5 protein-coding genes and 1 pseudogene are annotated in these 4,462 nt (G+C 65.6%); 3 read left to right on the top strand and 3 right to left on the bottom strand.

The genetic code is table 11. The features are described from left to right. Positions 1 to 57: 57 nt before the first annotated feature. From I5W_RS11640 to I5W_RS11650, 3 genes are all read right to left on the bottom strand, one after another. A complete protein-coding gene (locus tag I5W_RS11640) occupies positions 58 to 1,326 on the bottom strand; it encodes an ABC transporter permease (protein WP_044529350.1) in 1,269 nt (422 codons plus the stop codon). Next, positions 1,323 to 2,057: an ABC transporter ATP-binding protein gene (locus I5W_RS11645; RefSeq protein ID WP_044529352.1), complete on the bottom strand. Its 735-nt coding sequence runs from the start codon at positions 2,055 to 2,057 to the stop codon at positions 1,323 to 1,325. Before I5W_RS11645 ends, I5W_RS11640 begins: the two co-directional genes overlap by 4 nt. A gap of 169 nt (positions 2,058 to 2,226) precedes the next feature. Next, a complete protein-coding gene (locus I5W_RS11650; protein ID WP_044529351.1) occupies positions 2,227 to 2,811 on the bottom strand; it encodes a DUF2796 domain-containing protein in 585 nt (194 codons plus the stop codon). A 287-nt stretch (positions 2,812 to 3,098) separates the two neighbouring features. Here I5W_RS11650 and I5W_RS33855 point away from each other — a divergent pair, with 287 nt between their 5' ends. From I5W_RS33855 to I5W_RS11660, 3 genes and pseudogenes are all read left to right on the top strand, one after another. After that, positions 3,099 to 3,230 carry a hypothetical protein gene (locus I5W_RS33855; protein ID WP_255221003.1) on the top strand — a complete coding sequence of 44 codons (132 nt, stop codon included), beginning with the start codon at positions 3,099 to 3,101 and terminating at the stop codon, positions 3,228 to 3,230. A gap of 1 nt (position 3,231) precedes the next feature. After that, positions 3,232 to 4,083 (top strand): metal ABC transporter ATP-binding protein, encoded by an 852-nt coding sequence (locus I5W_RS11655; RefSeq protein WP_017451580.1) that lies wholly within the window; start codon positions 3,232 to 3,234, stop codon positions 4,081 to 4,083. Continuing rightward, positions 4,080 to 4,462: pseudogene (locus tag I5W_RS11660) on the top strand (metal ABC transporter permease); the annotation flags it as partial. The gene I5W_RS11655 and the pseudogene I5W_RS11660, both read left to right, overlap by 4 nt.

Raw genomic sequence — 4,462 nt, forward strand, 5'->3', positions numbered from 1 at the left:
GCCGGCGACCCGATGCCGCCTATCCAGTAGAGAGTTTTCATGTCAGTACTTCCAAGATCAGGTTCGCGGCGTCAGACCGTCCGACAGGCTCAGGCGATAGGCGCGCCAGGCCGGCAAGAGGCTGGCCACCAACCCGGCCAGCACGGTCCAGAGCAGCAATTGTAATTCGCCTGCGGCCGGCCACGTCGGCTGCAAGGCAATGCCGAACTGGGCGGCCAGCCAGGGGCCCAAGGCCCATACCAGTACGCTCAACAATACCAGCCCGGCCAGCACGCCCGAAAGCATCACGCCCAAGCCCTCCACGCACAGCAACAGCAACACATCCAGCGGGCGCGCCCCGACCGAGCGCAGGATGGCCAGTTCGCGCCGCCGTTCGCCCAGACTGGCCAGGATCGCCGCCACCAGCCCGGCCAGGCCGACCACCACCACCATGCCGGACACCACCAGCAAGGCGTTCTCGCCGATGCCCACCACATCCCACAACTGATCCAGTGCCACCCCCGGCAGCACCGCCATGAGCGGCTCCTTGTAGCCGTCGCCATCGGCGATGGCGCGCTGCACGGCAAAGACCCGGGCGCGGCTCTTCAAGCCCACCAGTACGGCGGTGATGCTGGTTGGAGTGAGGTTGAATTTCTTCACGAACTGGGCCGGAATATGCACGCCCGGCATCGGTGCGCCGCCTTCCCAGTCGAGGTGGATGGCTTGCATACCGTCCAGGCCGATATGCACCGTGCGATCGACCGGAGTGCCGGTACGCGCCAGGATGCCGACTACCGTGAAGGGTTTGTCGGCATGTTGGGTCAGGCCCATGCCGCCCATGCCATGCGAGAGGATGATGATGTCACCCAGCCGGTAATGCAGCTTGTCGGCCACGTCCGCCCCCAGCACGGCCTCGAAGACGTCACTGAAAGGCCGGCCCTGGGCCAGCTTGAGTGCCTGGTTGCTGCCGTAGCGGAAGTGGGTGAAATAGTCGCCATTGGTGGCCAGCACCGGGAAACCGCGATGCGAGTCGCCCAGGGAAATCGGAATGGTCCAGGCCACGGCCGGATCGCGCGCCAGGGTCTGGGCGCTGTCCCAACCCATGTTGTTGGTGGCGCCGCCGATGCGGAAGATGGCATAGAGCATCAACTGGATCGGACTGGTGCGGGCCCCCACCACCAGGTCAGTGCCGGACACCGATTGCGAAAAGCCGGAACGCACTTCATGGCGCACCCGCTCGATGCCCAGCAGCATGGTGGTGGACAGGGCGATGGCCAGCAGCATCAGGCCCAGCGTGAAACGCCGGTTCCAGGCACTGCGCGCGGCCAGGCGTAGCAGCAGCTTCATGCGGCCTCCTCGGTACGCGCAGCGTGGTTGATCTGCTCCAGCGCAATGCGACGGGTGAAGCGTTCGGCCAGGCGCTGGTCGTGGCTGACGAATACCAGCGCCGCACCGCTTTGCGCGCATTCGCGTTGCAGCAGGTCGAGGAAGGCTTGCTGGCGGTCGCTGTCCAGCGCCGAAGTGGGTTCGTCGGCGACGATGATCTCGGGCCGCCCGATCAGCGAGCGCGCCGCCGCCACCCGTTGCTGCTGGCCGATGGAAAGCTGGGTCACGGGCCGCCTCCAGAGTGCCGGCGCCAGGTCCAGGGCGGCCAGCAGGGATTGCGCCACCTGCTTCAGGTCGTCTCCTTGCTGGCGTGCGCGCTCCTTGCGATAGGGCGAGAACTGGCAGGGCAGCAGCACGTTGTCGAGGATGGACAGATAAGGCAGCAGATTGAACTGCTGGAAGATGTAGCCGATGTGGTCCACCCGGAACCGGTCGCGCCGCGCCGCCGACAGCGTTTGCAGGGGCTGGCCCAGCACGTTGACCTGGCCGGCCTGGGGCAAGATGATGCCGCCGATGGTGGCCAGCAGGGTGCTCTTGCCACTGCCGCTGGGGCCGCTGATGAAGATATGTTCACCTGGGGCGATGGACAGCCGCTCCAGCAGCAGGGCTGGCTGGGATTGGCCGGGCCAGGTGAAGCTAAGTTCCCGCATGTCGATGGCGGCAGCCGGGGAAGAGGGGTCTGGAAGATTCATGAGCGAGGGGAGGGCCAGCGGGGATGCGCCAAGGGTGGCATGGTAGCCCACGATCATAGCCGCAGCGGCTGTCAACGACCTGACTGCGGCCTGATGGTGGGCGGACGGTGCTCAGAGATCAGAGATCAGAGCTCAGATGAGGCACCGTCCACGTCCTGCCAGGGCAGGGTCAGTTCAGCGGGATCACGGCGCTGCCCGGCACCAGTTGCGCCGCGCCTTGCTTCTTGGGCGTGGCCATTTGCACATCGATGCGATGGAAGCCGGGGAAGGCGGCAAACAGGCCGCTCACGTCGATGGTATTGAGCGCGCCGGGGCTGGCGCAAACCAGGGTGAAGTCGCCATCCAGATCAGCATGGCCATCGGTGGGCGCGGCTTCGCTGCTGGCGGGGGCTTTTTCACCCAGCAGCGCGGGAGTCAGGACGGCCGATTCCAGTTGCACTTCGGCCGGCTTGCATTGGGCGCTGGCATCGGTGGCAAACATGCGGCCAACGTCGCGCAGGCTCTGGGCGGCGGCGCGCACGGTGTCCTTGTCCTTGGCGCTGTTGGCGGCATGTTCGAAGCCCACCAGGTTGATCAGCGGGCTATCCAGATGCAGGGTCAGGGTATTGCCTTCCAGCGCCACATCCAGCTTGCCCACGCCGTGAACATGGGGCGGGTGGTTGCCGTGATGGTCGTGGCCGTCATCGGCGGCCAGCGCGGGCAGGCTGGTCAGGGACAGAAGGAGCAAAGGCAACAGGGGGCGGGACAGGAACATGGGCGGCTTTCTTGTGCTTGTTGTGGGGGGAAGGTCAAGGATGCTGCGGCATTTGTCAATAAATGACAGATATCAGATATCAGATGGCAAACCACGGTGGATGGTTCGGTATTGTGCCGTGGCGACCGCCAGAATTTCAGTGTTGTTACATTCTGCAACAGGGTTGCATTATAATGCGTGTTTTCCCTGTTTCTGCAACCAGGTTGCGCCAAGTACAGGTGCGCGCGGGCCAGCCCCGCCAGCGGCCCTGCCAGCTCTCCCCGTTGCGCCTTTTCAGATTGCCTGCCGTGTCGTTTCTCTCTCGTTTCGTATTGCAACAAGGCGTGCTCGCCAGCCCCTGGTGGCAGCGCGTGCTGGCCGTTGCACCCGTGATCCTGCTGCTGTGGCTGGGGGTGCACTGGGCGCTGGGGGAGGGCTGACATGAATGCCGCCATCTCCCTCGATAACCTGACCGTCAGCTACCGCCGTCATCCGGCCCTGCACCACGTCAGCGGCGCCTTCGAGCGCGGCTCGCTCACGGCCATCGTCGGCCCCAATGGCGCCGGCAAGAGTACCTTGCTCAAGAGCATGTTGGGGCTGGTACGCTGCAATGACGGGCGCGTGCAGACCCACGTCGATTCACGTCGCATCGCCTACCTGCCGCAGCAGGCCGAGATCGACCGCAGCTTCCCCATCAACGTGCTTGATTGCGTGCTGCTGGGCTACTGGCAAGCCAAGGGCAACTGGGGCGGCATCGATGCCGCCATGCGCCAGCGCGCCGTGCAGGCGCTGGCCGCAGTCGGGCTGGACGGCTTTGCCGCGCGCCCGGTATCGAGCCTGTCGGTGGGGCAGTTCCAGCGCGTGCTGTTTGCCCGCATCCTGCTGCAGGATGCCGAAGTGATCCTGCTGGACGAACCCTTCAATGCCATCGACGCCCGCACCACCGGTGACCTGCTGCGCATCATCTCGGCCTGGCACGCCGAGCGCCGCACCGTGATCGCCGTGCTGCACGACCATGACCAGGTACGCCGCGCCTTCCCGCAGACCCTGCTGCTGGCGCGCAACGTGGTGGCCTGGGGCGACACCGCCGAGGTGATGTGCGAGGAAAACCTGCAACGCGCACGTGCCATGGCCGAGGCGGTGGATGAACATGCCGGCGTGTGCGAAGTCAGCCAGGCCGAGGTGATGGCACTGTCGCGCCGGCACGCGCATGACCATGAGCACCCTGCGCACGATCATTCACATGCGCACGATCACGCCCCTCACCCCGTCGCCAAGGGAGGCCGGCCATGAGCGTGCTGACCACCTTGCATGAAGTGGCGATTGCCCCCTTCGAGGAATTTTCCTTCATGCGCCGTGCCTTGGTGGCCGCCTTCGCGCTGGCCCTGGGCAGTGCCCCGCTGGGGGTATTGCTGACCTTGCGTCGCATGAGTCTCTTCGGCGAGGCCTTGAGTCATGCCGTGCTGCCGGGAGTGGCGGTGGGCTTCATCTTCTTCGGCTTGTCGCTGCCGGCGCTGTCCATCGGCGGCTTTGCGGCCGGGGTGGTGGTGGTGGCGGTGGCGGGCTGGATCAGCCGGCATACCGAACTCAAGGAAGACGCCAGCCTGGCCGCCATCTATGTGGTGGCGCTGGCGCTGGGGGTGATCCTGATTCGCGCCACGGCACCCAGCTC

Origin of the sequence: Herbaspirillum sp. B65, from assembly GCF_000333555.1 — a bacterium.
In the GTDB taxonomy this organism is placed as follows: Bacteria; Pseudomonadota; Gammaproteobacteria; order Burkholderiales; family Burkholderiaceae_D; genus Herbaspirillum; species Herbaspirillum rubrisubalbicans.